Origin of the sequence: Bacillus sp. FSL K6-2431 (assembly GCF_038005165.1) — a bacterium.
Lineage (GTDB): Bacteria > Bacillota > Bacilli > Bacillales > Bacillaceae > Bacillus > Bacillus pumilus.
Map to the genome: position 1 here is coordinate 3120118 of NZ_JBBOSQ010000001.1, position 25037 is coordinate 3145154.

Consider the following 25037-nt stretch of genomic DNA (forward strand, 5'->3'; position numbering starts at 1 on the left):
ACACGTTTAAGCAGAGGATTTACTTAATATCCCCTAACTCAACTAATTTCAAACAAAAAGAGGCGAGCTTCTCACTCGACCTCTACTTTACCGTAACATGTTTTGCTTCCATTAATCAACTATCGATATGTGAAGATGATTTTTCTTCAATACGTTTACGAAGACGATAAACGTATTCTTTTAAACAAACAGCGAAGATGGTAAATGCCAACACAATGGCAACTTTTAATGGGGTAATGGACAGCTTTAAGAAAACAGCGGCTGTCAAACTAATCACAACTGCTAGGATAATCGGAAGTGCACGTCTTATCATGAAAATCTCTCCTTTGCTTCGAGTGCAGCATTCATACCAGCAAGCCTGCCAGTCACAAGTGCTGACGTGATATTGTATCCGCCTGTATAACCATGAATGTCTAGAATTTCTCCGCAGAAATAAAGACCGGGCATTTTTTTAGACGCCATTTTCTTCGGTTCAATTTCTTTCACAGAAACGCCGCCTCCTGTAACAAACGCTTTGTCCAACGAGAGAGTACCATTGGCATGAACGATAAAATGTTTGCAATCATGGGCGAATGCGCGCAGTTTGTCCTTAGCAAGACCAGAAAAAGTGTCTTGCGGATCTATACCGTTCCTCTCTAACAAAAACAATAAATAGCGTTCTTGCATCCAAGACTTTAGGACATTTTTAATGGCTTTTTTTGGTTCATCTTTTAGGTCTCGATGAAGCTTTTGGAAAAGCTCTTCGTCATTAAGCTTCGGATATAAGTCTATTTGCAGACGGACGACCTGCTGCTTTTTCAATTCTTTCACCACAAATCCGCTGCATCTAAGAACAGCTGGGCCGGATAAGCCAAAGTGTGTAAAGATCATATCCATGACATGTGTGACGACGGGTTTTCCTTTTTTATTTAAAACACTGACAGCCACACTTCTTAAAGAAAGCCCTTGGAGCACTTTTTCTTTTATAAAACGTTCATCTGATGTGACCGGTACTTCTGTTGGGAAGAGCTCTGTAATCGTATGACCAGCGGCTTCTGCCCATGCGTAGCCGTCACCAGTAGAACCAGTATGCGGCACACTTTTTCCGCCAACAGCAATCACAACGGATTTACTTGAAATTTTTTCATCATTATTTGTAACAATTCCGGCTGCTTGTCCGTCTTGATACAGAACTGTTTTAATCTTCTCATTCGTTCGAATGGTCACATTGAGGTTACGGAGCCTGTCTAAAAGGGCATCCACAACAGATTGTGCTTTGTTTGAGACAGGGAACATACGTCCATGGTCTTCTTCTTTAAGTTCAATGCCGAGGTTTTCAAAAAACGAAATAATATCCTCGTTATTGAACTCAGAAAATGCACTATATAAAAAACGGCCGTTTCCGGGAATATGCTTGATGATTTCTTCTACTGGAAGGCGATTGGTGACGTTACAGCGTCCACCGCCAGAAATGGCGAGCTTTCTGCCAAGCTTGGTTCCTTTGTCAATTAACAGAACAGTTGCACCGTGCTCTGCTGATGCAATAGCGGCCATCAGTCCAGAAGGTCCACCGCCAATGACAATGACATCATAATGTTTCATGTTACATTCCTCTTTCTACTTTCAGTCATTCATCTATTATAACGAAAATTGGGGAAGGCTGAAATATGAATTGATTGGTTTTGTGCCTTCTGTATTGGATTTGTTACCTGTGCGTCGAAATGATGTGGTAAAATAGTTGAGTTGAATATTCATTAGAAAAATGGTGGTTAAGCGCATGTCTAATAAACTGCTTCGTGGTACTTTGGTTTTAACGATAGGGACTTATCTCTCTCGTATTCTTGGTATGATTTATTTAATTCCATTTAGCGCAATGGTTGGAGCTACTGGTGGAGCGCTATTTCAATATGGATACAATCAGTATACGATCTTTTTAAGTATTGCTACGCTTGGTTTTCCAACAGCGGTATCAAAATTTGTTTCTAAATATAATGCAATTGGCGATTATGAGACAACAAGAAAAATGTTCAGGGCGGGTATGTCGGTCATGCTTGTCACCGGGATTATCGCTTTTTCTCTTTTATATTTGAGTGCACCAATTTTCGCCAAAATTCAGCTTGGCGGATCAAATGAAACAGGCGGTTTGACCGTCGACCAAGTGGTATATGTGATTCGGATGGTCAGTTTAGGTCTTTTGGTTGTACCAATTATGAGTCTCGTGCGAGGGTTCTTCCAAGGACACTCTATGATGGGACCGACAGCTGTTTCCCAAGTCATCGAGCAGCTTGTCAGAATCATCTTCCTATTAACAGCAACGTTTATTATTTTAAAAGTGCTTGACGGCGGTCTTGTCATCGCTGTCGGATATGCTACGTTTGCAGCACTTATCGGCGCATTTGGCGGCTTATTCACGCTTTATTTATATTGGCTGAAGCGCAAGGATCGGCTCTTATCCATGCAACCGAATACAGGTGCTTCCTCTGACTTATCTTATAAGCAAATGTTTACAGAGCTATTTAGCTATGCCGCACCGTATGTGTTTGTTGGACTGGCGATTCCAATTTATTCTTATATAGATACAAACACGATTAACAGAGCCATGATTGCATCAGGCCATCAGGATATTAGTACAGCGGTATTGTCTATTGTGACGTTATATTTACCGAAGCTCGTGATGATTCCTGTGTCCCTTGCAACAGCGTTTGGCTTAACCTTGATTCCAACGATTACGGAATCATTTACAGCTCGTAACTACAAGCTGCTCAATAGACAAATTGATCAGACGATGCAGGTCATATTATTTTTCGTGCTGCCTGCTTCATTTGGTATCTCGGCATTAGCTGGACCGGTTTATTGGTTTTTCTATCCGTCTGTTCATCCTGAGATTGGGATGTCAATTTTGTTCTGGTATGCACCTGTTGCGTTATTGTTTTCTTTATTCACCATTAATGCAGCGATTTTGCAGGGAATTAACAAACAAAAATTTGCCATCGTCAGTCTGTTGTTAGGGATCATCATTAAAACGGTTCTGAACATTCCGCTAATCAGCTGGCTGCAAGGAAATGGTTCTGTGCTTGCGACTGCGTTAGGCTATAGTGCGTCCATCTTGTATATGTTTATCATGATTAAGCGCCATGCCGGCTATTCGTTCCGCAGGATTTTCAAACGATTTATTCTCATTGGTATTTTGACTGCGATTATGGCTGTAGTGGCGTATGCGACATGTCAGCTTGTGAGCCAAGTGATTTCGTATGAAGGTGGAATTATTAACGCGGGTATCGTCATTTTAATTTCAATGATCACTGGCGGCGGTGTGTATCTGTTCTTGTCATATAAGGTAGGATTACTTGAGCGTGTACTCGGCAGCCGTATGCCCAAATTTTTAAGAAAAAAGAGTTAAGAAGAGGTGGAGTTTCATGAGGCTTGATAAATTGCTTGCTAGCAGCGGCTTTGGTTCAAGAAAAGATGTAAAGAAGCTGGTCAAGGCACGGGCAGTCACCGTGAATGGAGAACTGGCGAAGCAGGTGAAAGATCATGTTGATCCATCGAATGATGAAGTGCTCGTACACGGGGAGCGTGTAGAATATAAAGAATTCATTTACTTAATGATGAACAAACCAGATGGGGTCATCTCAGCTACTGAAGATTTGCGGGATGAAACGGTCGTCGATTTACTTGAGCCGGAGGATATCGCAAGGGAGCCATTTCCTGTTGGGAGACTAGACAAGGATACAGTCGGTCTTCTCCTCCTCACAAATGATGGACAGCTTGCTCATCAATTACTTTCTCCAAAAAAGCATGTGCCAAAAACGTACGAGGTTCATTTGAAATATCCATTAGGAGATCAAGACATCAAGCGTCTTGAAGAGGGTGTTGTCATTTTAGATGATTACCGCACGAAGCCGGCAAAGGTTGAAGTAGATGCGAATGAAAGTGAAGATACACGCATTCGTTTAACAATTACTGAAGGAAAGTACCATCAAGTGAAGCTGATGGCGCAAGCAGTGGGAAATGAGGTCATCTTTTTAAAAAGACGCTCGATGGGGGCTATCTCTTTAGATGAAGATCTAGCGCCAGGGGAGTACCGTGAATTGACGGACGAAGAATTAGACAGCTTAATCAATCGACCATAAATGTAGAACAAAAGAAAAGAACCGGCATGTCGCCGGTTCTTTTTGTTATATGGACAGTTCATTATACGCTTAAGATGATATTTTTACTTTTTTTCTCGTTGTTTCCCATTTGCCTCTGCTTGGACTATGAACAAGATCGTTATAGGCAAGCACGTTTAAGTCTCTTTGAATGGTTCTAGGTGTGATCCCGAATTCATCAACCAGCTCTTGTGTCGTCACAAGACCTTTCTCTTGAATGAACATATAGACTGATTTTATTCGAGTCATCATACGGTTTGTTGAAGGTTTCAAAAAACCACTCCCTATCAATAAGATCGGATGGACTTGACTAACCACAACTTACTACACTAAAACTGCGAAATAAGGACATGCAACAATGGTAAATGTTCGTGTTTCTTAATGTTTTATTCTATTATACACGTTATTATGCATCTAGTTCCACCAAAAAGTCAACTTTACATGTTATTTAACTTGTCTTCATGAATCGAAACATGGTATATACCATGTTTTGAATTCGGTTACAACCCAATGGGCGTAAGGCGTATGGAGAATACTGTCACATTCAAACGTCCAAAAATGAAACACAGAAAATTTACAAAATAAAAAATTCACTCATCTTAAAAAGACACATCCCTTGTTAGAATGTGCCTTTTTTGTTTCTGTTATCCTTCTAAGAAAAAGAGCTGAATGAAAAATAAAATGGCAAAGATGAGAACAAGTACATGTACTTCTCTCCATTTCCCTTTTGCCAGTTTCACAAGTGGATATGAAATAAATCCAAGTGAAATTCCGGTTGAAATACTAGATGTCAGCGGCATGGAAAGGATCACTAGAAAAGCAGGGAATGCTTCGTCTAGCTCGTTCCAGCGAATGCGTGACACGGAGTTCATCATCAAGCACCCGACAATGATGAGAACAGGTGATGTGATGGATGGTAAAGAAGAAATGGCTTGAATGAGCGGGCCAAAAAACAATGCCACAATAAACAATGCAGCGACCGTTAAAGACGTTAGCCCGGTTCTTCCGCCAGCAGCAACCCCAGATGATGATTCAATATAAGCTGTCGTTGGGCTTGTCCCAAACATAGAACCGATCGTCGTTGCAGCAGAATCAGCGAGCAGGGCTCTGCGTACTTTTGGCAGCTGCCCATTTTTCATGAGTCCTGCTTGTTCGGCCACTCCGATCATTGTGCCCGTTGTATCAAAAATCGTCACTAGTAAGAAGGAGAAGACGACAGCGTATAAATGATGAGAGAATACATCGCCGAAGGCAGCGAATGGGTTTGTAATCAGCATGCCTTCTGGTAGTGCAGGGATGTCCATCAGCATTTTCGGAAAATGAAGCTGGCCTGTTACGACCGCAATCAGTGTCGTCGCTAACATGCCGATAAACAGAGCGCCATTTACTTGAAGTACCATTAAAATAACAGAGATCATTAAGCCGACAAGCGTTAAAATGACAACAGGCGAGCTTAAGTTGCCAAGCTTCACTAAATTTTCCGGGTCAGCTGCGATAATCCCAGACTGACGGAGGCCGATAAATGCAATAAAAAGCCCGATTCCGGCTGTAATGCCGTATTTTAAATTATCTGGAATGGCTTGAATCAGTTGTTTTCTAAGGGATGTTAACGATAAAATAATAAAGAGTATTCCAGCAACAAATACCGCACTGAACGCTGTTTGATAGCTGATGCCGCCACCACCGACAACTGTAAAGGTGAAATAGACATTCAGCCCCATGCCTGGTGCAATCGCAATCGGGTAGTTTGCAAATAGTGCCATCCAGAGTGTACCGACGACAGCAGCGATAATTGTTGCAGTAAAGACTTGGTCAAAAGGAATGCCTGCTTTTGAAAGAATTCCTGGGTTAACGGCAACAATATATACCATAGTAAAGAATGTCGTCATACCAGCGATTAATTCTCTCTTTATGTTGGTTTGGTTTTCTTTTAACTGAAACATAAAATCCTCCATTTACGAACATTATTACAAAACAATTAATATAATATTCGTTTTAAGGGTGGATTGCAACCTTTTTTCAAGGAGGAATGGAAAAATGAATTGGGAAGCTGAAGTCATACGAAAAAAAGACGATTTGATTGAGGACACACAATCTTTTTTACAAATTGAAAGTGTCCTTGATGAAGAAGGTGGAAAAGAAGGAAAGCCATTTGGTGAAAAAGTCGATCAGGCCCTTCAGTATATGCTGAAAAAAGGGGAAGACGAAGGATTCACAGTCAAGAATGTGGATGGCTATGCTGGTCATATTGAATATGGAGAAGGCGAAGACATTGTAGGTGTGCTATGCCATGTGGACGTTGTGCCTGCTGGTGACGGTTGGACAACCCCGCCATTTTCAGCGGACATAAGAGAAAATAAAATATTTGCACGAGGCGCCATTGATGATAAAGGGCCAACCATGGCGGCTTTCTACGCACTGAAGATGTTAAAAGATACAGGGATGAAGCTGTCAAAAAAGATTCGAATGATCATTGGAACAGATGAAGAAAGTGATTGGCGCTGTGTGGACCATTATTTCAAGCACGAGGCGATGCCGCAAATTGGATTTGCACCAGATGCTGATTTTCCGATTATTCATGCTGAAAAAGGGATCATTGATGCCATTGTGTCATTTACATATCAACATACAGAACAACATCAGCGCTATACGCTCAAGCAATTCACATCGGGTATGCGGCTGAATATGGTGCCGGATGAGGCAACTGCCACTGTGACAGCGGCACAAGAACACGATGCTGAATCATTAAAAACAGCTTTTGAAGCTTATCTTGCTGACAATCAATTATCAGGTGAGGTAAAGAATGTAGCGGATGGACTGCATTTCACATTAAAAGGTGAATCAGTTCATGCTATGGAGCCGGCGCATGGCATCAATGCGGGCATTCATATGGCCAATTTCCTATGTGGACAAGAATTAGATGAAGACGGGCTTGCTTTTACCTCTCAAATCAATGCTTTATTTGATCAGGATACAAGAGGGAAAAAGCTGGGGATTGCTTGCAAAGATGACATTAGCGGAGATTTGACCTTGAATGTTGGCACGATCCGCTATACACAAAGCGAGGAAGCGAAGCTAGGATTAAATGTCCGCTATCCAGTGACAGCAGACGGCAAGGACGTTAAAAAAGGGATCGAAGGCATCAAAGGGGCTACCCTTCTAAAATTTGATGACAGCCCCCCGCATCACGTCTCAAAAGATCACCCACTTGTCAAAACATTGCAGCGGGTATATGAGGAACAAACGGGAGATCCAGCTCACCTGATTGCCATTGGTGGAGGAACGTATGCGAGATCTTTAGAAGCAGGCGTTGCCTTTGGTCCTCTCTTCCCTGGCAGACCAGATTGCGCACACCAGAAGGATGAATATATCGAAATCGATGATCTACTAAGAGCAACCGCTCTATATGCACAAGCCATGTATGAATTGGCAAAATAGAAAAAGAGAAGAGGGATTTACAGTGAAAAAAATGTTCTTATGCTCTTCATTCAAAGACAGCTATTCTCTCTTATCTGACTTTACGGGTGAATCATTAAAAGGAAAACGTGTGACATTTTTTCCAACAGCAAGTGCTGTGGAAGAAGTCACTCACTATGTGGAGGCAGCGAAAGAAGCCTTTCATCAACTCGGTATGCAGCTAGAAATCGTTCAAATAGCTGAGCAGTCTGCCGAAGAAATCATAAAGATGATAAAACAAAATGATGTGGTGTACGTATCAGGAGGCAACACCTTCTATTTGCTGCAGGAATTGAGAAATCACGGTCTCGATGACGTGCTAAAAGAAGAAATCAATAAAGGCAAGTTGTACATTGGCGAATCCGCAGGGAGTATCATCATGGCGCCAAGCATTGAATATATCTCCGTGATGGATGATCGGCAGAAGGCACCAGAGCTTTCATCTTATCAAGGATTCAATGAGATAAGCTACTGTCCGGTACCGCATATGTACAATACCTATTTAGGCGAGGCTGCGCAGCAAATCATGGAGCAGTATGAGCAGACGCTCGATTTATGCCCGCTTACTGATGAGCAGGCTTTACTCATCACAGGGGAGCAGGCTGAGGTGAAGTCCGACAAATCGTCCTAACCTTGAAACAGCATGTAGACAAACCCTCGCATTCGGTGTCAGTCCTGCGCGCCGGTACTCACGAATGTCAAATTCGCTCCGTTCCGGTGCTCGTCCTTCCTAGGGCTGCAAAGGTTTTCTATCACGCTGAAAAGAAGACAAAGGGCTAAAATCAAGATCATTTTAGCCCTTTGTCAACAATCTGAAAGGAACAGGGATTCATGACCCTGTTCCTTTTTTAATCTTGAAAAACATCACTTGATAAGTATCGTTCGCCTGTATCTGCTGTCATACAGATCACAATTTGATCTACCGGCAATTGCTTGGCTGTTTCAATCGCAGCATAGCAGGCTGCTCCAGAGGATGGACCAACTAAAATTCCTTCAAGCCGGGCAAGCTGACGTGTGATATTGTACGCATCTTCATCGCTTACTTGCACGATCTCATCATAGACATGCTCGTTTAAAATTTTGGGAATAAATCCTGGGCTTGTGCCAACAAGTTTATGTTTGCCAGGTGTCCCGCCAGATAAGACTGGAGATCCCTTCGGCTCTGCCACACGTATGGTCAAATGAGGGAAAGCTTTCTTTAATTCCTCACCAGTGCCTGTAATGGTTCCGCCAGTTCCTGCTGTTGCGACAAAGGCTCCAAGGGGCTTGCCAAGTTGTTTGACAGCTTCCATGATTTCAACAGCCGTTGTGCCTCTATGAGCATCTGGATTCGCTCTATTATCAAATTGCATCGGGATAAAGCTATGAGGAATTTGAGCTGCCAGCTCCTCTGCCTTGCGAATACAGCCTGGCATTTTTTCTTCTCCTGGGGTTAAAACGACCTGCGCCCCGTAAGCCTTCAAAATATTGATTCGTTCCTTTGTCATCGTATCAGGCATCACAAGGATGGCTTGATACCCTCTAGCTGCTGCATTCATAGCTAAACCAATCCCTGTATTTCCACTCGTCGGTTCAATAATGGTCGCTCCTTTTGTAAGCTTTCCTTGCCTTTCAGCCTCGACGATCATATTGTAAGCAGCGCGGTCCTTCACACTGCCGCTAGGATTAAACGATTCCAGTTTTAAATAAACAGCTGCCGCATTGTCTGGCTGAAGCCGCTGTAATTGAACAAGTGGTGTATCGCCAATCAGCTCCGCTATATTTTGTGCAACCTTCATCATGTGACACCCTTTCTTCTCATTCCGCATTTCTTTAGTTATACTATCATCAATGGGGATTCGTAAAGTTTGTTATAAAAGGACAGGTGATATTGTGTCAGAAAACCGTCATTATTTTATTGGGGTTCACATCCCTGAACAACTTGCGCATCAAATCAAAAAAGACATTGATCAAAGAAGCGGACTGTCTTTTCAAAAGTGGACAGCACCACATGATTATCATGTGACCTTGATCTTTTTAGGTGCCATTCCAGATGAGCGCTTAAAGAAGATCATCGAGCTGCTTGAGATCCTCTCAAAGGAAGCCACTGCATTTTCACTAGAGCTGAATGAGGTCGGACAGTTTGGCACGAAGGAACGCCCGAGAGTCTTTTTTGCAAAACCTGATGAAAGTGAACCACTCATGCAATTAAGAGAAAAGGTGAAAGAAGCCGTATTGTCAGCAGGACATCCTGTTGAAAAGAGACCGTTTCATCCGCATATGACGATTGCGCGCAAATGGAATGCGGATCACTCTTTTGCAGAACAAGCGCCTTTACGCAAAGAGCCATACGTGATAGAGGTTTCTTGTATGACTCTATATGAAATACGCCCGAGAGAAACCCCGCGTTATCACGCAATCAAACAATTTGCACTACATAAATGATTCTAAAAGTTGGAGTGAGCAGCAGATGGCGCAAATTATCAAAATTCAAGATTATATATCACGATATGAACAAGACCCGCATCACTACATCAATCAATTCATTCGATTGAAAAAGCAAAGGTGGGACGAGTTAAAAAAAGCTTCAAAAGAGAAGACGCAGCATTCATTTGACCAAATCTCTGAACAAGCGCCTGAACAAGAGGAGGAAAAGAGAAAGAAATTCTCCTTAAAGAGAAAGCAAAAAGAAGCCGATATGAAGAAGGAACGGGACCTGAGTCTTTTTAACGAGCCGACAGATATAGAGCAAGGTGTCTTTACAAACGTTCCTACAGATGAAACGAAGCTCATTCATTTTTTTAAGGATCATCTATATGATGTTCAATTAAAATGGGCGAGCTCGACGATTTCCAACATTTCGACCGTTTCCCATCACATTCGGTATGACGAAAAGCTGCGCATGCTTGCTAGGCAGCTTCCGGATTCATATTTTGTGATGTACAAACCGGTGCTGCTCATTCAAAAAGCAGAGATGGAATTATGTCCAGTCCTCATTACGCCGCTGGAAGTGATTTGTTTATCCTTCTTAGAGGCAGAGCCTGACAGCGTATATATCGGAACGAAGGAACGTTTTTGGGAAAAGCGGGCGAATGGGAAAGCGGTTCAGTCCGTTTTGAATCCTTGCGCAAGCCTTCTACGCTCTGGCACCGTCGTGTCAAAGATCTTACAGCAAAGCGGTGTCCATCTTCCTGTGAAAAAAATCCTGATCAGCCGTACCTCGTATATTGACTTACCGGAAGTTCCATACGGGATGGAGGTTGTCGATAAGAAGAAGGCGGAAGATTGGTTTGAAAAGCAGCGGAAAAATACTGCGCCGACAAAGCATCAGCAATTTAAGGCGACAAAAGCATTGCTTGCTTATGGTGAATCAGACAGCAAAAGAAGGCAGGAATGGCTCGATTAAAGGCATAATGGAAGGTCACGAAAAATGAGACCTGAGTGGAGCTAATATATGAATGAATGGTACTTTATCGTTAATCCAGCAGCAGGACATGGAAAAGGACTTCGTACATGGAGGAGCATAGAGAAAGAACTACAAAGGATGGAGATCTCATATCGATCGTTTCTCACCCAGCATGAAGGTCATGCAGAAGTATTGGCAAGACAAATTAGCGCCATGCAAGATGACAGGCTAAAGCGCCTGATTGTCATTGGCGGTGACGGAACCATTCATGAAGTCCTAAATGGCTTAAAGGAAATGGATCATGTGCAGCTAAGCTTTGTCCCCGCCGGTCATTGGAATGATGCGGCGAAGGGCCTTGGCATCCATCGTCAAGATGTCCTAAAAGAAGTGAGAAAGCAAAAAAGAATGCTCACCAAAACATTTTCGCTCGGCTCCTTTCAAGATCACGCAGAAAGCGCACAATCCGTTCTCTTTCTCAATCATATCGGTGCTGGGTTTGATGCGCATGTGCTAAGGAAAACAGTGCATTTCAGAGGAAAAAAGTGGCTGAAACGACTGGGGCTTGGGTTTATCATCTACCCGCTGTCATTTCTCCATTCTTTATGGTCCTTTAAGCCGTTCGACCTTGCACTGTTTATTGAAAACGAGAAGAAGGTCTTTCGCCAAGTGTGGTTTGTGATTGTTTGTAATCACCCCTATTACGGAGGTGGGCTGGAAGCAGCGCCAGAAGTAAGCGCAAGGCAGCCAGGCTTTCAAACACTCGTTGTCACAGGTTTGAATCCATTTAAAGTGCTCTTGTTTCTAAGTGCGATGGTGTTTCGCAAGCACCTTGGAATGAAGGGCGTTACCCTGTTTCAGCACGAAGAAGCGTACTTGGAGGCAGATGGAAAAATCTTATTTCATGCAGATGGAGAAGTGATCGGCGCGACGCCTGTTTTTGTGAAGGCGAGTGAGTACTCCTTAAAATTACGTGCTTAAATCACTTATCGTGAATGTCTTAGTCAAAGAACCATGAAAAAAGCCTTTCTTTTCATAAGGTTCTTGTCCTGATTTTCTAGTTTTGCTTGACGAGTATAAGAAGGTAACGATAAAATCTATAGGACGGCTATTGTTTAGCATCTCATTCTCAATAGCTGTCCTTTTTGTTTTTATGATCATATAAATAAAAAAAGAAACAGCCTATTGACCTTCAATCGGCTGAATTTTGTCGACTAAAAAAGCACGATTTAAAATATTTTAAGAAATGATGGGTTGAAAATTGATATGAACTGGTTGGGACAAATATTAGGTAGCGAATGGCACATCTCTCCTGCTGGAGGCGCTACGGGAGATGCGTACTTCGCAACACACAATGACCAAAAGCTATTTTTAAAACGCAATACGTCACCGTTTCTTGCGGTTTTGTCAGCTGAAGGCATTGTGCCGAAGCTTGTCTGGACAAAACGGATGGAAAATGGGGATGTCATCACTGCGCAGCACTGGCTGAGCGGCAGAGAGCTGAAGCCAAAGGACATGAATGACCGTCCTGTAGCAGAGCAGCTAAGAAAAATTCATACATCGAAAGAATTGCTTGATATGCTGAAACGATTAGAGAAGCACTCTCTAGACCCAGCATCCATTCTGAAGCATTTAAAACAGTCCATATTTAAAGAGCAAATTGATTCGCGCGACGTCACACGTGCTATCCAGTACTTAGAGAAGCATGTGGAGGCAGTTCAATTTGAAGACAAGGTCGTGTGTCATTGTGACCTGAATCATAATAATTGGCTGCTGACAGATGAAAACCAGCTTTACTTGATCGATTGGGATGGGGCGATGATTGCTGACCCAGCCATTGATCTTGGACCACTTTTATACCATTATGTTGAAGAAGAGAACTGGGAAAGCTGGCTCTCAATGTACGGTGCCCCGCTGACAGACAATTTGCGAAAACGCATGGCTTGGTACGTCCTCGCTGAAACCGTATCGTTTGTCGTGTGGCATAAAAGAAAAGGGAATGAAAAAGCGCAGCAAGAAGTGCAAGCGGAGCTGTGCGCACTCTTACAGCGGTTAAATATTCATTAAGACAGAGGAATATTCTCGACCCACTCTGACAAATGCGATTGATGCGCCTCAATATGTGCATCGATTGAACTGACAGAAGTGCCCTTTTGGCTGTAATCATAAATATCAGTTAATAATTGACGAATGTCGGCATCAAGGTCTTCTTTTGCCAGCATGAATTGAATCACGCGTCCCACCTGTTCATATTCTGCAACAGTCCCGCAGCAATCCAACTGGTGATCGGTTAAAATATCTTTGATTAATTGAAGCTGATGTTGACGGTTTAATCCCATACGTATGCTCCTTTTCTGCGTGTCATTTATGTGGTTAAACTGTGCATTCAGCGTCCAATTTATACATGCGGCAGACCAGCTCAAGCGAAGGGCTGGTCTTTTTCATATGCGCATAAAGATGCTGTCTTGCGGGTCTTTATGTTTCATGGTATCTTGATAAAATGTAAAGAAAATAGAGGTGTATCAAATTGAGAATGCGACATAAACCATGGGCTGATGATTACTTAGCTGAAAATGCTCATATTGCCTTAGCTAACCCCGAGCAATATAAAGGGAAATGGCATGAGCTGTTTGGAAATGATCATCCAATCCATATTGAAGTTGGCACAGGAAAAGGAAGCTTTATCGCTGGAATGGGCAAGCTTCATCCTGATACCAACTATATTGGCATTGAATTATTTAAAAGTGTCATTGTGACAGCAGTAGATAAAATCAAAGAGACAGATGTTGAAAATGTAAAGCTCTTGAACATTAATGCGGAAACGCTGACAGATGTGTTTGCGGAAAATGAGATTGACCGAGTGTATTTGAATTTCTCTGATCCGTGGCCAAAAGCAAGACATGAAAAGCGCAGATTGACGTTTAAGGCCTTTTTAGAGCGATATGAACATATTCTCCGTCCAGGCGGTGAATTGCATTTCAAAACAGATAACCGCGGGTTATTTGAATATTCCTTAAAGAGCTTTTCTGCATATGGCCTTCTTTTAACGTATGTAAGCTTAGATTTACATAAGGACGGACTAGAAGGAAATGTGATGACGGAATACGAAGAGAAATTCTCGTCTATGGGACAACCTATCTATCGATCAGAAGTGAAATTTTCAGAATAACAAGTGACATCAAGCTGGCTGCAAAAAGAATTGCAGTCAGCTTTTTTCATGAAAAGATTGATGCATGCGATTTTCAGCTGTATTTGCTACGATAGAAAAAGGAGGGATGACAGCAATGGAGACAATGAACATAGGTGACATGGAACTGTTCTGGTTAAACGGGGGAGATACACACATGGACGGAGGTGCGATGTTTGGTGTGGTGCCAAAGCCGTTATGGTCAAAAAAATACCCGGTGAACGATCGCAATCAAATTGAACTGCGGTGTGACCCAATCCTCATACGGTGGAATGGTCTCCATTTTTTAGTGGATTCTGGCATCGGATCAGGGAAGCTGACGGATAAACAAAAACGCAATTACGGCGTAACAGAAGAGACAAAATTGGAAAAGTCACTCGCGGCACTCGGCCTGCAAACAGCAGATATTGATTACGTCTTAATGACGCATCTTCACTTTGATCATGCAAGCGGATTAACAAAACTCGAAGGAGAAAAACTCGTGTCTGTTTTTCCGCAAGCAAAAATCATCACATCCAAAATCGAATGGGATGAAATGAGGGCGCCTAACATCCGCTCAAGAAATACATATTGGAAAGAAAACTGGGAGCCTATAGCAGATCAAGTGGTGCCATTTGAAGAAAGCATCGAAGTAATAGAAGGCATTGAGCTGCATCATACAGGCGGTCATAGCAATGGCCATAGCATCTTAACGCTCACAAGTCAGGGCGAAACAGCAATTCATTTAGCTGACATTATGCCAACGCACGCTCATAAAAATCCATTATGGGTCTTGGCATATGATGATTACCCAATGACCTCAATTCCAGCTAAGCAAAAATGGCAGGCATTTGCAGAAGAAAAAAATGCGTGGTACTTGTTTTATCATGATGCGATTTACCGCGCTGTTAAGTGGGATGAAGATGGGCAAATCACACATGAAGTCAAAAGAGAAACAGGAAAATAAAAGATCATCTGCATGTTTTTTCGCCTTTCACACAAAATAACGACAAAATGAACTTGTGAAAGGAAGAGTGCAGGTGAACCAATTTTATCGTGTACATGGTGATGTCATTGAAACACCATTAAGAGGGATGGAAGTCATGTCCGTCCCTTATTTAAACAAAGGGGTTGCATTTACGAAGGAAGAGCGGGAAGAGCTTGGTTTAAAGGGCTTTCTACCACCTAAGGTTTTAACATTAGAGGATCAGGCAAAGCGTGCATATGAGCAGTTCAAGGCACAGCCAGATGAACTGGGGAAAAATGTGTATTTAACATCACTTCATGACAGAAACGAAGTGCTTTTTTACAAATTACTAAATGAGCACTTGGCAGAGATGCTGCCGATTGTCTATACACCGACGGTTGGAACAGCCATTCAGCGTTATAGCCACGAGTATCGAAAGCCAAGGGGGCTTTATTTATCAATTGATGACTTGGAAGGCATGGAAGAGATCTTTGCCTCTTACGGTGTGGATGAATCCATTGACTTAATCGTTGCGACAGATGCAGAAGGTATTTTAGGTATTGGAGACTGGGGTGTTGGCGGTATTGCCATTTCAGTCGGGAAACTTGCTGTTTATACAGCCGCAGCAGGCATTGATCCTAGCCGCGTGCTGGCCGTAGTACTTGATGCAGGGACGAACCAAGAAAGTCTCTTGAATGATCCGCTTTATGTTGGAAATCAGCATTCTCGCGTTCGAGGCGAGCGTTATGATCAGTTTATCGATCAATATGTAGAGCTTGCCCGCGCAACCTTTCCAAATGCCCTCCTTCACTGGGAAGACTTTGGGACAAAAAATGCACGAGCCATATTGGAAAAATATAAGGAACGGATTTGTACATTTAATGATGACATTCAAGGGACTGGAGCTGTTTCACTTGCTGCGGTTATGGCATGTGCAAAAGCTTCGAAGGTTCCGCTGAAAGATCACCGAATCGTCATTTTCGGAGCGGGTACGGCAGGGATTGGCATAGCGGAGCAGATCCGTGATGCGATTGTCAGAGACGGAGTCAAAGAAGAGGAATCATATGATCATTTCTGGTGTATTGATAAAACAGGTTTACTTACAGATGATTCGCCTGACATTCAGCCATTTCAAAAGCCATATGCAAGACGTTCTGACGAAGTAAAGGATTATGCCCGTAATGGTCCTAAGCATTCCATTGATTTATTAGAGGTCGTCAAACAGGCTAAACCAACCATCTTAATTGGCACCTCGACAGTAGGAGGAGCATTTACAGAGGAAATTGTGAAAGAAATGGCGTCACACGTGGAGCGCCCAGCCATTTTACCGATGTCGAACCCGACACCTCTTTCAGAAGCAAAGCCTGAAGATCTCATTGAGTGGACAGAAGGACGCGCCCTCGTGACAACAGGAAGCCCATTTGATCCTGTCGAATATGGCGGCGTCACATATGAAATTGGGCAAGCAAATAATGCTCTTGTGTTTCCAGGGCTTGGCCTTGGAACGATTGTGTCTAAAGCACGCCTCATGACAGACAGCATGTTTGTTGCGAGTGCTGAAGCGATTGCCAGCATGGTCAATGTCGGAAAGCCGGGTGCAGCGATGCTGCCAAGTGTCGATCAGCTTCGAACCGTTTCAGCAACAGTAGCTGTTCGTGTGGCGCAAGCAGCGATCGATGAAGGAATTGCAGAGGAAACGCCTGATGACCTTATTCAGGCTGTACAGGACGCTATGTGGCATCCTGTGTACAAAAAAATCAAAGCCATATAAAAAAGAAGCTTCGCAAGGACACAACTTTGCGAAGCTTTCTTTATCAAGCCACAGAATCAATGACATCCACAATCATGCCTGTTTTGGCATCAATCATGACTTCGTACTGTTCAAGCTCGCCAAAGGCTGAGCGAGTAATGCCAGATTTGTACACATCAATCGTTTCACCATTTACGGTATACGGTTCTGGTACAGTATAAATCCAAGAGCCATCAATCGGGCCGCGCTGTTTAAAAGCGGATTTCACAATTTTTAATGCTTTTTCAGACGAGATATACGTAGGGAAAAATACTTTCTTTGCAACAATTGCAGCGGCTACGCCAATACTCGCACCAATCAGAACATGTTTTAACTTCAACGTGCTGCACCTCCGTATTGCTGTTTTTTCCATTATACAAAACTTGTCCATTGATGTTAAGGAATCCGAATAGTTGAAAGCATATTCAAAATTTCTGGAGAGATACTTGGAAAACCGAAAGAATTCTTATAGTATAAAGTGAGTGTTATTTTTATAGGAATATATATGGTCATTACATAGAAACGAGGTAAATCGTAGAATGAATGAAGAAACATTGTCGCTTTTCCGAAATTTAACAGAATTACAAGGTACCCCAGGTAATGAGCACCATGTGCGTGCTTTTATGAAAAAGGAACTTGAGAAATATTCTGACGAACTCATTCAGGATCGTCTTGGCGGTGTGTTTGGGGTACGCAAGGGGCCAGAGAACGCACCTAAAATCATGGTGGCTGGTCATATGGATGAAGTGGGATTCATGGTTTCATCCATTACGAAAAACGGGATGATCCGCTTCCAAACACTCGGCGGCTGGTGGAGTCAAGTCATGCTGGCGCAGCGTGTCGATGTTCATACCGATCACGGGCCAATTCCTGGTGTCGTCTCTAGTACACCACCTCATCTTCTAACACCAGAACAAAAAAGCAAACCTGTGAAACCATCAGACATGCTCATTGATATTGGGGCAGACAGTGAAGAAGAGGCAAAAGAACTTGGCATTCGTCCAGGACAGCAAATCGTGCCTGCAACAGTCTTTACTCCTATGGCGAATCCTAAGAAGATTTTAGCGAAGGCTTGGGATAACCGCTATGGCTGCGGACTTGCGATTGAATTATTAAAAGAAATAAAAGACGAACCACTTTCATGTCATCTGTATTCTGGTGCAACGGTTCAGGAAGAAGTAGGTCTTAGAGGGGCAGAAGTAGCTGCGAATATGATTCAGCCAGATCTGTTCTTTGCTTTAGATGCAAGCCCTGCAAACGATGTGACAGGTGACAAAACCCAATTCGGCCAGCTAGGAAAAGGTGCACTTCTGCGTATTTTTGATCGAACCATGATTACGCACCGCGGCATGAGAGATTTTGTGCTCGATACAGCTGAGTCAAACAGTATTCCATACCAATACTTCGTATCACCAGGTGGTACGGACGCTGGACGTGTGCATATTTCAAACCAAGGCGTGCCTTCTGCTGTCATTGGAGTGTGTGCTCGCTACATTCACACAAGTCATTCAGTATTGCATGTGGATGACTATGCAGCGGCAAAAGAATTAATCGTCCGTCTTGTGAAAAACTGTGATCAAAGTACAGTGGATTCTATATATCAACAGGTGTAAAGTAATCAAAAGGCTGCCTCTTTCAAGAGAGCAGCCTTTTTTTATTGCTGTTCAAACACGTAAGATAACGCTTTGATCGCTTGGTTCACGGTTTCCACAGTGATATTCGCTTTGTTTGATAGCTCCTTTAACGGATGGTGCAGTTCTTTTGGGCGGATCAAAATGAGAGGTTTCCCTTTAGCGATGGCAGCAGATGCATCCATCGCCGTGTTCCACTGTTTATATTTCTCACCAAAGCGGGCAATGACGACGTCTGCCTTGTTTAATAGGATCTCAGTACGAAAATTGTTCAAATCAGAAGCGGCATCATCTTTGAATATGGCATTCGGCTGCTCACCTAAAATGTCCTCACCAATGTGATCGGAGCGGTCATGATTCTCCATTGGACCAACAAATGTCACTGGCAGTTTCAACGATTGGCTTTTCTCCTTGATTTCATCGCGCCACTGGCTATGAATTTCTCCTGCTAAATAGACGGTTAATTGCATAACGATCTCCTCCTTTTGTACAAACTTAGTAAAGGTTTGCCCTGTTTCTTTTCATGTTACACAAGAAGTGCTTGATAAAGCAAAAAAAATATGATTATGATATTCATGGTAGAGATTATTTTTCATCGTAAGAATACTACATATAATGGGAAGGACAGGCCTCTTCGTCTTTCCTATGAGAAAGCAGGAAGACGACGTTGATGACTTATTTGAAAAGAAAGGGAATCTCCCTTTCGCCAAAAGTGTACTTCATTGATGCACTCTCTTATATGGCTTTAGGTCTATTTGCTACATTAGTAGTAGGTCTGATTTTAAAAACAGCAGGCGGTCTGTTATCACTTCCGCTCATCATCAAAATGGGAACACTCGCCATGGGGCTCATGGGACCAGCGATTGGCGTAGCCGTTGCATACCGGTTACAGGCATCTCCATTGATCATTTTTGCAAGTGTTGTCTCAGGCGCTGCAGGAGCAGAGCTTGGTGGACCTGCTGGAAGCTTTGTCGCAGCATTAATTGGTGTAGAACTCGGCAAACTGGTCAGTGGTGAGACAAAAATTGATATCATTTTGACACCGCTTGTTACTATCATCACTGGTTTTGCCACCGCCGCTTTGATCGGTCCTGGGATTGAAGCCATGATGACAGGGCTTGGCAGGCTCATTATGTGGGGGACTGACCAAAGTCCGCTCATCATGGGCATGCTAGTAGCAACCATTGTTGGACTTGCTCTCAGCTCACCGATTTCAAGTGCTGCGCTTGCGCTCATGCTTGACTTAAGCGGAACAGCTGCTGGTGCTGCAACGATTGGCTGCTGCGCTCAAATGGTCGGTTTTGCCGCTGCAGGCTTTAGAGAAAATCGTTTTGGCGGACTTGCCGCTGTCGGTATTGGCACGTCAAAATTGCAGCTGCCGAACATTGTGAAAAATCCCCTTATCCTTATTCCGCCGACGATAGCGGGCCTCATTCTCGCGCCAATTGGTATTATTGGCTTTGGGATGGTCAATAATGCGGCAGGGGCAGGAATGGGAACGAGTGGCCTTGTTGGACAGCTCATGACACTGACCGTTATGGGATTTCATCCATCCGTTTTTCTGGCGATTGCTCTTTTGCATATCGTTGGCCCGGCAGTGATTAGTTTGGTAGTATCAGAATGGATGAGAAAGAAAGGCTATATACAATTCGGAGATTTAACCATACAAACTGGAGGAATGAAACATGAAAAAAATTGAATCTAACGAAGAATTACAAAAAGTAATTCAAGAAGACTTAACAGTATTGCTATTTTCAGCGGACTGGTGCCCGGACTGCACCTTTATCGAACCATTCTTGCCAGAGCTTGAAGCAAACTACCCAGAATTTGAGTACTTCTATGTGGATAGAGATCAATTTATTGACACTTGCGCAGAGTGGGAAATTTACGGCATTCCAAGCTTTTTAGTATTTAAAAATGGGCAAGAGATTAACCGCTTTGTCAGCAAGGATCGTAAAACGAAGGAAGAGATTGAAGCATTTTTAACAGATTCTCTTTCTAAATAATGAAAGGAGAGTCTAAATCATGGCAAAAATGACATCAAGACAGCTTGCGAACGAACTCAAAAGCCGTCTGACAAATGACAGCTGGTCACACCAGTTTGACCGAGAAAAAGATACGCTTCGTATTGAAGATAAACAAACAGGCAAAGGGATCACACTAGAGCTCCCGCCAATCATTGCAAAGTGGGAAGTAAAGCCTGATGAAACATTGGATGAGATCGTTTATTATGTGAAAGAGGCGCTAAGTGCTATGAAAGGCGAAGCGCAGCACATCTCAGGAAAAGAAAAGCAAATTTATCCGGTCATTCGATCCACTTCCTTTCCTGAGACATCAAGTGACGAGATTCCGCTTGTTTTTGATGAGCATACAGCTGAAACGAGAATCTACTATGCACTTGACCTTGGAAGCACCTACAGATTAATTGATGAAAAGATGCTTCAAAAGGAAAACTGGACAAAAGAACGAATCAGGGAAACTGCAAGCTTCAATGTCCGCTCACTTGAAACTGTAGTGAAAATGGATGAAGTGGCAGGCAACCGGTTTTATTTCTTCCGTGCGAATGACGGATATGATGCCAGCAGACTTTTAAATGAATCGATTTTACAAGAATACGCTCAAAAAATAGAAGGACAGATGGCCATCTCTGTCCCCCATCAAGATGTATTCATCATTGCAGATGTTCGCAATGAATCAGGCTATGATATTTTAGGACAGATGTCGATGAGCTTCTTCGCCAGCGGCACGGTTCCGATTACCGCATTGTCATTTTTATATGATGAAGGCAGGCTTGAACCGATCTTTATTCTTGCTAAAAGCAGACCAAAACAGCAGTAGAAGGGAATTTTGAAGAATGAACGTTTTTTATAATGCAGAAGGTGTAGGCGACACACTCCTTATTTCATTGAAAGATGTGACGAGAGAAGAAGTAGGTCATGAGACGTTTGGAGATGTCGTAAGAATCTTCAATCAAGAAACAAAAGAAACAACAGGCTTTAATATCTTCAACGCATCCACTTACATGAAAATTGAAGAAAACGGATCTGTACCACTTTCTGAAACACTTGTTCAAGATATCAACGAAATTTTAAACCGCAACGGTGTCAGTGAAACGTTGACTGTCGATCTATCACCAAAATTTGTTGTCGGTTATGTAAAGGAAAAAGAAAAGCATCCGAATGCAGATAAATTAAACATTTGCCAAGTGGATGTTGGCGATGAAACATTACAAATCGTGTGCGGTGCACCAAACGTTGATCAAGGGCAATATGTCGTGGTTGCGAAGGTTGGGGCAGTGATGCCAAGCGGTTTAATCATCAAAGATGCTGAGCTAAGAGGTGTTCCATCAAGCGGAATGATTTGTTCAGCAAAAGAACTAGATCTTCCAGACGCGCCTGCTGAAAAAGGGATTCTTGTTCTAGAAGGAAGCCATCAAGCTGGCAAAGCCTTTCAAGCATAACCTCCCATAAACGGGCACATCAGAGCGAAGATTGTGTTATACCAAAAGTCACTAAGTACGTACTTAGTGACTTTTTTTCATCTACAGACAGCACAAATAGCAAAGAGCGGCACTTTTCTCGCTTTTCTGCATGAAAAAGCAATGGTATACTAAAAATCGCCCAAGAAAACGTAAGGGGAGTTAAAGTGAGTGATAAATGATGAGTTGGTTAGATAAATTTTTTAGTGTATTTTTAGGAGAAGAAAAGAAAGAAGAAAAAGCTGTGAGACCTGAGGAAGGTCCAGTTGCACCAAAGCAGCCAGTTTTTGAACAGCATAAAGAATATAAAAAAATTGAAGATACAAAAGTCTATTATGAATATCCGACAGGCAACTTCCGCTTTCCGCTCGTTCCAGATGAACCTCAGCGTGACGGAGTAAAGCAGGAAAGAAGACGCTCGAAGCAAGGCCAGCCAAAGGCTAAGCAGAAGACCTATGAGTCAAAACAAACGGTTCAGCCTGACATTCATAAAAAGCCATTCAAACCAGAGCAAATTCCATCACCGATCTATGGCTATCATCAGGACATGCGTCCGAAACGAACAGAGTCGAAAGAAGAATCATCTTCTGTTCAAATGAAAGCAGCAGAAACAGCGCAGCGCGTCACCCTGTTATCAGAAGAGGCAGAGCGTGAACGAAATGTCAGACAGCAAATGAACATTCCATCAATACGGAAAGAAAATCGTATGGAAGAAACAGTTTCAGCGCCAGCAGAAGAAAGAGTGGACATGCAAACAGACGTGACCCCGCTTACTTTGCAAGAGGAGCTCGCTTATCACGATCACGTTCAATCGACGATGGAGCGTTTAAATGACGAGCCTTTCATTCAAACAGAGGAAAAAGAGCCAGCCTTTTCTGAGCCTCAAGACCATATTGAAGCTGACTTACATCATCAGCAAGCCGAAGTATATCACAAGCCGCCGGTAGAGTCTGAGCCTGTACAGGATGTTTCCAGTGAAAACGAAGAAATACAGGACGAGCCGGTAGAACAGCTTGTAGATCATACTCAGGAAATAGAAATAGAACCGTTGACATTCGAAACAGCGGAAGACACGCATTCCGCAATTGAAATGGAAGTAGACATGCCGGCAGAAGAAGTAGAGGTACTAGACGTCATCTCAGCAGAACCAGTCGAGGAAATAGAAGCTGATTCCTTAGAAGACCATCAAGAAGAGCCAGCGGCGGCAGCATTGGAAGAAACAGAGCCAGTTGCCGAGCATGATCTGCAAGAAGAGCAATTGATAGAAGAAGCGGAAATAGTAGAAGATCAAGTGATGCCAATAGAACAAGTAACAGACGAACAGACCGCTACTGAACGAGTAGAACCTGTCATAGAGCAGCAAGAAAAGCAAGAACAAGTGCATGAAGTGATCGAAGAAAAACCGAAACAGGCATCTCCTCAGCCACAACGTGCAAGTGGACAAACCTCAACGGTTCCTTTTAACGTCATGATGTTAAAAAGTGATCAGCGCGTGCAAGGACAAAAGAAAGCAGCAGATGCCCAAGGATATGTGTTTCCAAGCCTCGCCCTTTTAGACGTACCTCCAGCTCAAAAAGAAGAGGACGGGACATGGGTGAAAGAGCGAGCAGAGCTACTCAATGCCACGCTGAAAAATTTCAATGTCAGAGCAAGTGTGGTTCATGTCACGCAAGGTCCTTCTGTGACAAGGTTTGAAGTACATCCAGAACCAGGGGTCAAAGTGAACAAAATCACGAACCTGTCAGATGATATTAAACTTAGTTTGTCCGCAAAGGATATTCGAATTGAAGCACCGATACCAGGAAAGAACACGATCGGGATCGAAGTGCCGAACCTTCACAGTAAAATGGTTTTCTTACGAGAGATGATCAGAAGCAGTGCGTTTAGAGACAATCCATCTCCTTTAACAGCAGCACTCGGATTAGATATCTCAGGACAACCTGTTGTCGTTGATTTGCAAAAAATGCCGCATGGCTTAATTGCTGGAGCAACAGGTTCAGGAAAAAGTGTCTGCATCAATACCATTTTAGTGAGCTTAATGTTTAAAGCATCACCAGATGAAGTGAAAATGCTGTTAATCGACCCTAAAATGGTCGAATTAGCGCCGTATAATCATATTCCGCATCTCGTGAGTCCTGTTATTACCGATGCGAAGACAGCGACAGCTGCTCTGAAATGGGTAGTGGATGAAATGGAAAGACGCTACGAGCTGTTTGCGCACTCTGGTGTGAGAGAAATCAAACGATTCAATGAGCTTGTCAAAGAAAAACAAATGGGTGAAAAACTACCTTATCTTGTCGTGGTGATCGATGAGCTTGCTGATTTAATGATGGTCGCACCAAATGAAGTCGAAGAAAGCATTTGCCGAATCGCGCAAAAAGCAAGAGCATGCGGCATTCACTTATTGATTGCCACACAAAGACCTTCTGTTGATGTCATCACAGGTCTGATTAAAGCCAATATTCCAACAAGAATTGCATTCTCTGTCTCAAGTCAGGTAGATTCTAGAACGATCATCGACATGGCAGGTGCAGAAAAGCTTCTCGGAAAAGGAGACATGCTCTTCTTAGAAAATGGCTCCGGCAAGCCGACGAGGCTGCAAGGGAACTTTGTATCAGACCGCGAGATCGATCAAGTGGTGGCACATGTTAGAAAACAGCGTAAGCCGGTGTTCCTTTTCGAACAGGAGGAATTAATGCTCCAAGGCTCTGCGATTACAGATGAAGACGAATTGTTTATGGATGCCTGCCGTTTTGCCATTGAGCAGAATAGCGCTAGTACATCGAGTTTGCAGAGAAGATTTAGAATTGGCTACAATCGTGCAGCCAGATTGATCGACATGATGGAACGCGAGGGCATGATCTCTGGTGCAAAAGGCAGTAAGCCAAGGGAAGTCCTCATGACACTGAGTGACTTAGAACAGCTGATCTAAACAAACCACTTCATTTTTTTCATAAACATGGTATGATAGCACATAGGTGCAATTTTGGAATTGGACGCTTTTCGCATGCCTGTCAGAACGCTTTTTTATGTAAAAT

At 43.0% G+C, this 25037-nt stretch carries 25 protein-coding genes; 17 read left to right on the top strand and 8 right to left on the bottom strand.

Going from position 1 to position 25037, the window contains the following annotated elements; all coding sequences use genetic code 11:
• Window positions 1-115: 115 nt before the first annotated feature.
• Window positions 116-313 carry a hypothetical protein gene (locus MHH40_RS15785; RefSeq protein WP_050943538.1) on the bottom strand — a complete coding sequence of 66 codons (198 nt, stop codon included), beginning with the start codon at window positions 311-313 and terminating at the stop codon, window positions 116-118.
• A complete protein-coding gene (locus MHH40_RS15790) occupies window positions 310-1581 on the bottom strand; it encodes a BaiN/RdsA family NAD(P)/FAD-dependent oxidoreductase (protein WP_050943539.1) in 1272 nt (423 codons plus the stop codon). Before MHH40_RS15790 ends, MHH40_RS15785 begins: the two co-directional genes overlap by 4 nt.
• Window positions 1582-1756: 175 nt before the next feature.
• On the opposite strand from MHH40_RS15790, the gene MHH40_RS15795 reads away from it, so the two are divergent.
• Both MHH40_RS15795 and MHH40_RS15800 read left to right on the top strand, forming a co-directional pair.
• The gene (locus tag MHH40_RS15795; protein WP_003217649.1) at window positions 1757-3379 is read left to right on the top strand and encodes a putative polysaccharide biosynthesis protein; all 1623 of its coding nucleotides are present in this window, start codon (window positions 1757-1759) and stop codon (window positions 3377-3379) included.
• Window positions 3380-3395: 16 nt separating this feature from the next.
• Window positions 3396-4112: a pseudouridine synthase gene (locus MHH40_RS15800; RefSeq protein ID WP_050943540.1), complete on the top strand. Its 717-nt coding sequence runs from the start codon at window positions 3396-3398 to the stop codon at window positions 4110-4112.
• 69 nt (window positions 4113-4181) lie between these two features.
• Here MHH40_RS15800 and MHH40_RS15805 read toward each other — a convergent pair whose 3' ends face one another.
• Together MHH40_RS15805 and MHH40_RS15810 are read right to left on the bottom strand one after the other, a co-directional pair.
• A complete protein-coding gene (locus MHH40_RS15805; RefSeq protein WP_008356419.1) occupies window positions 4182-4403 on the bottom strand; it encodes a DeoR family transcriptional regulator in 222 nt (73 codons plus the stop codon).
• Window positions 4404-4774: 371 nt separating this feature from the next.
• A complete protein-coding gene (locus tag MHH40_RS15810; protein WP_340901300.1) occupies window positions 4775-6073 on the bottom strand; it encodes an NCS2 family permease in 1299 nt (432 codons plus the stop codon).
• A gap of 94 nt (window positions 6074-6167) precedes the next feature.
• Between MHH40_RS15810 and pepV the strand changes: the two genes are divergently transcribed.
• Together pepV and MHH40_RS15820 are read left to right on the top strand one after the other, a co-directional pair.
• Window positions 6168-7568 carry a dipeptidase PepV gene (pepV, locus tag MHH40_RS15815; protein ID WP_003217592.1) on the top strand — a complete coding sequence of 467 codons (1401 nt, stop codon included), beginning with the start codon at window positions 6168-6170 and terminating at the stop codon, window positions 7566-7568.
• Window positions 7569-7590: 22 nt separating this feature from the next.
• Entirely contained in the window at window positions 7591-8217 is a 627-nt protein-coding gene (locus MHH40_RS15820; protein ID WP_321999464.1) for a Type 1 glutamine amidotransferase-like domain-containing protein, read from the top strand.
• A gap of 217 nt (window positions 8218-8434) precedes the next feature.
• Here the strand turns inward: MHH40_RS15820 and cysK are convergent, their stop codons facing one another.
• Entirely contained in the window at window positions 8435-9364 is a 930-nt protein-coding gene (gene cysK, locus MHH40_RS15825) for a cysteine synthase A (protein WP_417894794.1), read from the bottom strand.
• A 94-nt stretch (window positions 9365-9458) separates the two neighbouring features.
• On the opposite strand from cysK, the gene thpR reads away from it, so the two are divergent.
• The 4 genes from thpR to MHH40_RS15845 all read left to right on the top strand — a co-directional run bounded on the left by thpR (window position 9459) and on the right by MHH40_RS15845 (window position 13035).
• Window positions 9459-10010: an RNA 2',3'-cyclic phosphodiesterase gene (gene thpR / locus MHH40_RS15830; RefSeq protein WP_137055367.1), complete on the top strand. Its 552-nt coding sequence runs from the start codon at window positions 9459-9461 to the stop codon at window positions 10008-10010.
• Window positions 10011-10035: 25 nt separating this feature from the next.
• Window positions 10036-10971, top strand: coding sequence for a hypothetical protein (locus MHH40_RS15835; protein ID WP_106033037.1), 936 nt, complete (start codon window positions 10036-10038; stop codon window positions 10969-10971).
• Between the two features lie 48 nt (window positions 10972-11019).
• Window positions 11020-11949, top strand: coding sequence for a YegS/Rv2252/BmrU family lipid kinase (locus MHH40_RS15840; RefSeq protein ID WP_340901303.1), 930 nt, complete (start codon window positions 11020-11022; stop codon window positions 11947-11949).
• A 285-nt stretch (window positions 11950-12234) separates the two neighbouring features.
• Window positions 12235-13035, top strand: coding sequence for a phosphotransferase family protein (locus MHH40_RS15845; protein ID WP_170966030.1), 801 nt, complete (start codon window positions 12235-12237; stop codon window positions 13033-13035).
• On the opposite strand, the gene MHH40_RS15850 is transcribed toward MHH40_RS15845, so the two are convergent.
• Entirely contained in the window at window positions 13032-13307 is a 276-nt protein-coding gene (locus MHH40_RS15850; RefSeq protein WP_126740821.1) for a YtzH-like family protein, read from the bottom strand. The two genes, MHH40_RS15845 and MHH40_RS15850, sit on opposite strands and share 4 nt — an antisense overlap.
• 188 nt (window positions 13308-13495) lie before the next feature.
• Here MHH40_RS15850 and trmB point away from each other — a divergent pair, with 188 nt between their 5' ends.
• The 3 genes from trmB to MHH40_RS15865 all read left to right on the top strand — a co-directional run bounded on the left by trmB (window position 13496) and on the right by MHH40_RS15865 (window position 16872).
• Window positions 13496-14137 (top strand): tRNA (guanosine(46)-N7)-methyltransferase TrmB, encoded by a 642-nt coding sequence (trmB, locus tag MHH40_RS15855; protein WP_050943547.1) that lies wholly within the window; start codon window positions 13496-13498, stop codon window positions 14135-14137.
• A 115-nt stretch (window positions 14138-14252) separates the two neighbouring features.
• The gene (locus MHH40_RS15860; protein ID WP_106033039.1) at window positions 14253-15101 is read left to right on the top strand and encodes a YtnP family quorum-quenching lactonase; all 849 of its coding nucleotides are present in this window, start codon (window positions 14253-14255) and stop codon (window positions 15099-15101) included.
• 73 nt (window positions 15102-15174) lie between these two features.
• The gene (locus MHH40_RS15865) at window positions 15175-16872 is read left to right on the top strand and encodes an NAD-dependent malic enzyme (protein WP_003217562.1); all 1698 of its coding nucleotides are present in this window, start codon (window positions 15175-15177) and stop codon (window positions 16870-16872) included.
• 43 nt (window positions 16873-16915) lie between these two features.
• Here the strand turns inward: MHH40_RS15865 and MHH40_RS15870 are convergent, their stop codons facing one another.
• Window positions 16916-17230, bottom strand: coding sequence for a PepSY domain-containing protein (locus MHH40_RS15870; protein WP_003217759.1), 315 nt, complete (start codon window positions 17228-17230; stop codon window positions 16916-16918).
• Between the two features lie 199 nt (window positions 17231-17429).
• Between MHH40_RS15870 and MHH40_RS15875 the strand changes: the two genes are divergently transcribed.
• On the top strand, window positions 17430-18503 hold the full coding sequence (locus MHH40_RS15875) for a M42 family metallopeptidase (RefSeq protein ID WP_003217679.1): 1074 nt from the start codon (window positions 17430-17432) through the stop codon (window positions 18501-18503).
• 41 nt (window positions 18504-18544) lie between these two features.
• Here the strand turns inward: MHH40_RS15875 and MHH40_RS15880 are convergent, their stop codons facing one another.
• Window positions 18545-18991, bottom strand: a complete 447-nt coding sequence (locus MHH40_RS15880; RefSeq protein WP_003217634.1) for a YtoQ family protein — start codon at window positions 18989-18991, stop codon at window positions 18545-18547.
• A gap of 200 nt (window positions 18992-19191) precedes the next feature.
• Here MHH40_RS15880 and MHH40_RS15885 point away from each other — a divergent pair, with 200 nt between their 5' ends.
• The 5 genes from MHH40_RS15885 to MHH40_RS15905 all read left to right on the top strand — a co-directional run bounded on the left by MHH40_RS15885 (window position 19192) and on the right by MHH40_RS15905 (window position 24931).
• A complete protein-coding gene (locus tag MHH40_RS15885) occupies window positions 19192-20220 on the top strand; it encodes a PTS transporter subunit IIC (protein ID WP_050943550.1) in 1029 nt (342 codons plus the stop codon).
• A complete protein-coding gene (locus MHH40_RS15890) occupies window positions 20207-20527 on the top strand; it encodes a thioredoxin family protein (protein ID WP_003217665.1) in 321 nt (106 codons plus the stop codon). The genes MHH40_RS15885 and MHH40_RS15890 overlap by 14 nt, the downstream gene beginning before the upstream one ends.
• A gap of 19 nt (window positions 20528-20546) precedes the next feature.
• A complete protein-coding gene (locus MHH40_RS15895; protein ID WP_335364917.1) occupies window positions 20547-21359 on the top strand; it encodes a DUF1444 domain-containing protein in 813 nt (270 codons plus the stop codon).
• A 16-nt stretch (window positions 21360-21375) separates the two neighbouring features.
• A complete protein-coding gene (gene ytpR / locus MHH40_RS15900; RefSeq protein ID WP_340901304.1) occupies window positions 21376-21981 on the top strand; it encodes a YtpR family tRNA-binding protein in 606 nt (201 codons plus the stop codon).
• Between the two features lie 196 nt (window positions 21982-22177).
• Window positions 22178-24931, top strand: a complete 2754-nt coding sequence (locus MHH40_RS15905; RefSeq protein WP_340901305.1) for a DNA translocase FtsK — start codon at window positions 22178-22180, stop codon at window positions 24929-24931.
• The last annotated feature ends 106 nt before the right edge of the window (window positions 24932-25037 follow it).